This window comes from Pseudonocardia pini, assembly GCF_013870575.1.
GTDB classification, from domain to species: Bacteria; Actinomycetota; Actinomycetes; order Mycobacteriales; family Pseudonocardiaceae; genus Pseudonocardia; species Pseudonocardia pini.
The window spans coordinates 1-3892 of record NZ_JACBXB010000537.1; the positions used below are offsets into that span (position 1 = coordinate 1).

General features: G+C 70.6%; 6 protein-coding genes. 5 read left to right on the plus strand and 1 reads right to left on the minus strand.

The annotated features are described in order from the left end of the window. Positions 1-315 (plus strand): substrate-binding domain-containing protein (locus tag H5J29_RS24150; RefSeq protein ID WP_181783325.1); only part of this gene is annotated, 315 nt, incomplete at its 5' end. Between the two features lie 53 nt (positions 316-368). Next, a complete protein-coding gene (locus tag H5J29_RS24155) occupies positions 369-542 on the plus strand; it encodes a hypothetical protein (protein ID WP_181783326.1) in 174 nt (57 codons plus the stop codon). Here the strand turns inward: H5J29_RS24155 and H5J29_RS24160 are convergent. After that, complete coding sequence (locus H5J29_RS24160) at positions 532-945, minus strand: MarR family winged helix-turn-helix transcriptional regulator (protein WP_181783327.1); 414 nt, start codon at positions 943-945, stop codon at positions 532-534. The genes H5J29_RS24155 and H5J29_RS24160 overlap by 11 nt on opposite strands. Before the next feature lie 81 nt (positions 946-1026). On the opposite strand from H5J29_RS24160, the gene H5J29_RS24165 reads away from it, so the two are divergent. From H5J29_RS24165 to H5J29_RS24175, 3 genes are all read left to right on the plus strand, one after another. Further along, positions 1027-2223, plus strand: a complete 1197-nt coding sequence (locus H5J29_RS24165; protein ID WP_181783328.1) for an FAD-dependent oxidoreductase — start codon at positions 1027-1029, stop codon at positions 2221-2223. An 82-nt stretch (positions 2224-2305) separates the two neighbouring features. After that, complete coding sequence (locus tag H5J29_RS24170) at positions 2306-3652, plus strand: ammonium transporter (RefSeq protein ID WP_181783329.1); 1347 nt, start codon at positions 2306-2308, stop codon at positions 3650-3652. After that, positions 3649-3867, plus strand: a complete 219-nt coding sequence (locus H5J29_RS24175) for a hypothetical protein (RefSeq protein ID WP_181783330.1) — start codon at positions 3649-3651, stop codon at positions 3865-3867. Before H5J29_RS24170 ends, H5J29_RS24175 begins: the two co-directional genes overlap by 4 nt. Positions 3868-3892 lie beyond the last annotated feature (25 nt).

The window sequence follows — 3892 nt, forward strand, 5'->3', positions numbered from 1 at the left end:
GAACGCCTGCTCGGCGGGCACCGGCTCCCCACCGCCCTGTTCGCGATGTCCGACGAGATGGCCCTCGGCGCCCTGCGGACCCTGCGCCGAGCGGGCGTCGACGTGCCCGGCCGGATGTCCGTCGTCGGGTTCGACGACCAGTCCGTGGCCGAGTACGCCGACCTCACCACCATCGCCCAACCGGCCCGTGAGCAGGGCGAACGCGCCGCCGCCCTGCTGCTGGAGGCGCTCGACGGGACCCTGCGGGGCACGCCCGACCTCGACCTCCCGACCCGGCTGGTCGTGCGCAGCACCACCGGTCCACCTGCCCGCTGAGCGGTTTCTGTCGGTGCGGCGTGCTGCACTGAGAGACGGAGGAGGTGGTCGCGATGCGCGTCCCCGGCTACTGGCGGGCGGTGAGCTGGGTCCGCTCGTACTACCGCAGCCCGAACGACCCGGGGGTCGAACAGCTGCCGTTCCCCGAGGAGGTCGAGATCCCGCGGCAGCGCACGGCGGGAGACGAGGAACGGGCCCGCCCGAAGGGTCGACCGCTCAGGCGTTGAGGTCCCGGAGGAAGGCGGCGATGACCGCCAGCTCCTCCGGGCTGCGTCGGTCCAGGAGCTTCTGCACCGACTGGCCGTGCTCGGCGTAGGCCGGGTGCATCCGCTGCTCCACGGCGGTGGTGTCCCGCCGCACGATCACCTTCCGGCGGTCCTCGGTGTCCCGGTCGCGCCGCACGAACCCGGCCTTCTCGAGCCGGTCGATCACCCCGGTCACCGTGCCGGAGGTCAGGCCGGACAGCTCGGCGAGCCTGCCCGGGGTGAGCGGGCCGTGGACGTCGAGAAGGGTCATGAACTGGGAGTCCGTGGGGCCCAGGCCGAGCTGCTGGGCCACGGCGTGGTTGTGCAGCACCACGGAGGCGATGAACCGCACCAGCGACTCCATGATCCGCTCGCGGTCGGACATGTGTCTCCCCTTGACAAGTATCTCGTTCTGCCAAGAGACTCGTGAAAACGAGATACTTGGCGCTCCGAGTGAGGATACGAGATGACGACGGCTCTGGTGATCGGCGCGGGGGTGGCCGGCCCGGTCCTGGCCATGGCCCTGCAGCGGGCGGGCCTGCACGCGGAGGTCTACGAGGGGGACGCCGACCTCGCGGACGAGCGTGGCTCGTGGTTGACCCTGCAGGTCAACGGCATGGACGCACTGCGGGCGGTGGACGCGCACCACGTCGTCGCGGGGCTGGGGTTCCCCACCCGGCGGATGCGCTTCTTCTCCGGCACCGGCAAGGAGCTCGGCGTGATGAGCATGGGCGAGCCGCTGCCGGACGGCACGGTCAGCCACCTCATGTCCCGCTCCGACCTGTACCGCGCGCTGCGGGACGAGGCCGTGTCCCGGGGTGCGGAGATCCGGCTCGACAAGCGACTGACCGGGGCGACCCGGATCGGCGACCGGGTGCGGGCGGAGTTCGCGGACGGCGGCACCGCCGAGGGGGACCTCCTGATCGGCTGCGACGGCATCCGTTCCCGGGTGCGCGCGGTCATCGATCCGGGGGCGCCGCCGGTCCGGTACGTCCCGGTGCTCAACGTCGGCGGCTTCGTCCCCGACTTCCCGCTGGACACACCGTCGGACGAGTTCCAGATGATGTTCGGGAAGCGCTGCTTCTTCGGGTGGTCGGCCACGCCCGACGGCGGTGTCGGCTGGTTCGCCAACCCGCCGCGTCGGGACGAGCCCGGTCCGGGGGTGCTGTCCGCGATGACCGACGCGGACTGGCGGTCGTGGCTGCTCGAGCTGCTCGCGCCGGACCGTTCCCCGGCCTGTGACATCGTCCGCGCGGCGCCGGGTCCGCTGTTCGGGTGGGCCACGTTCGACATCCCGCGCGTCCCGACCTGGCACCGGGACCGGATGATCGTGATCGGGGACGCCGCGCACGCGACGTCGCCCGCCGCGGGCCAGGGCGCGGCGATGGCGATCGAGGACGCGGTCGTGCTGGCGAAGTGTCTGCGCGACCTGCCCGTGGACCGCGCGTTCACCGCCTTCGAGGGGCTGCGGCGGGAACGGGTCGAGGCGGTCGTCGTCGCGGGCAGGCGGGGGAGCAGTCAGAAGGCGGCGGGGCCCGTCGGCCGGGTGTTCCGCGACACGTTCATGCCGATGATGCTGCGCCGGATGAGCGCGAAGGGCGGCGTCTCGCCCGACTGGCTGCACCGACACCACATCGAGTGGGACGAGACGACACATGTCTGAATGATTCGTGCACACGGCCGTAACCCGGACAAACGTTGCACGACCCTACGATCGGCGCGCTCCCGCCCCTGATGGAGGTCCCGTGCCGCCCGAAGTCGAGTCCGCTCTCGAGACCGTGAACGCGGTCAACAACGAGTTCTTCTACTGGATGTCCATCGCCCTGATGATCCTGATCCACGCGGGGTTCCTCGCGTACGAGTCGGGTGCGTCGCGGTCGAAGAACGTCCTGGCCACCGCGATCAAGAACCTGCTCGCGTTCGCGGTCGTGGTCGCGTCGTTCTACTTCGTGGGGTGGTTCCTCTACAACTCCATGCCCAGCGGCTGGTTCGAGATGAGCGACGCCGCGGTCGCCGCGCTCCCGTGGAGCGAGAACATGGGCCCGAACATCGAGGACTCGGCGAGCGGGATCTTCTGGGGCGCGTTCGCGCTGTTCGCCGCGACCACCGGTTCGATCATGTCCGGCGCGGTGCTCGAGCGGATCCGGACCAGCGCCTTCCTGATCCTGGCCACGATCCTCGGCTCGGTCGTCTGGATCATCGGCGCGGCCTGGGGCTGGCACGGCTCCGGCTGGATGCTGACCCAGCTCGGCTTCCACGACGTCGGCGCCGCGGGCTGCGTCCACCTCATCGCGGGGACGTTCACGCTGGGTGTGCTGATCAACCTCGGCCCGCGCATCGGGAAGTACGCCGCGGACGGCACCCCGCAGATGATCCGCCCGCACAACCTGCCGATGACGATGCTGGGCCTGATGCTGATCTTCGTGGGCTTCTTCGGCTTCCTGATGGGCTGCGTCATCTACTCCGGAGACGGCTACACCACGATCTACGCCAGCCCGACGACGTTGTCCGCCTTCGCGTTCAACACGTTGATGGGTCTCGCGGGCGGCATCATCGGCGCCTACCTCACCTCGCGGGGCGAGCCCTTCTGGACGATCTCCGGTGCGCTGGCGGGCGTCATCTCGGTGGCGGCCGGGATGGACGTCTACCACCCGGCGCTCGCGTTCGTGATCGCCCTGGTCGGCGGTGCGGGCGTGCCCTACATCGGCAAGCTGCTCGACCGGTTCAGGATCGACGACGTCGTGGGCGCGGTCGCCGTGCACGGTGGCGCGGGTGCGTTCTCGCTGATCATGGCGGGGATCTTCGTCGGCGGCTACCCGAACACGGACGGCAACCCGCCGGTCAGCCTGTGGGGCCAGCTCGTCGGGCTCGTGGTGTTCGCGGCGCTCGGGTTCGTCCCGGGCTTCGGGATCTCGTGGCTGCTCAAGCGGGCGAAGATGCTGCGCACCCCGCCGGAGGTGGAGGCCGCGGGCCTCGACCTCTCCGAGGTGCCCGCCACGCCGTACCCGGAGGGCATGCCCGTCACCGCGATGAAGGCGAAGACCAACGGCTCCGCGACCAACGGCGCCGTTCCGGAAGGGATCAAGGCATGAGCCCGATCGACACGTACGACGGCGCGAGCGTCGTCTTCACCTTCGGCGGCTACTCGGTCGGGGTGTGGATCTTCTACGTCCTCGCGGTGCTGCTGTTCGTGGGCTTCCTCGTGCGGGTGGCGCAGCACGAGAACCGTGCCTACGCCGCCCTGACCGCGCACGAGCCCGTCGAGGCGGGCCCACCGGTGGAGGCGGAACCACCCGCCCACCCCTGACGCTGTGAGCGGCGATGGTCGCCAT

Bases quoted from the DNA above. Each gene is read 5' to 3' on its own strand.
- H5J29_RS24155 (WP_181783326.1), top strand. From the start codon at position 369: ATGCGCGTCCCCGGCTACTGGCGGGCGGTGAGCTGGGTCCGCTCGTAC.
- H5J29_RS24160 (WP_181783327.1), bottom strand. From the start codon at position 945: ATGTCCGACCGCGAGCGGATCATGGAGTCGCTGGTGCGGTTCATCGCC.
- H5J29_RS24165 (WP_181783328.1), top strand. From the start codon at position 1,027: ATGACGACGGCTCTGGTGATCGGCGCGGGGGTGGCCGGCCCGGTCCTG.
- H5J29_RS24175 (WP_181783330.1), top strand. From the start codon at position 3,649: ATGAGCCCGATCGACACGTACGACGGCGCGAGCGTCGTCTTCACCTTC.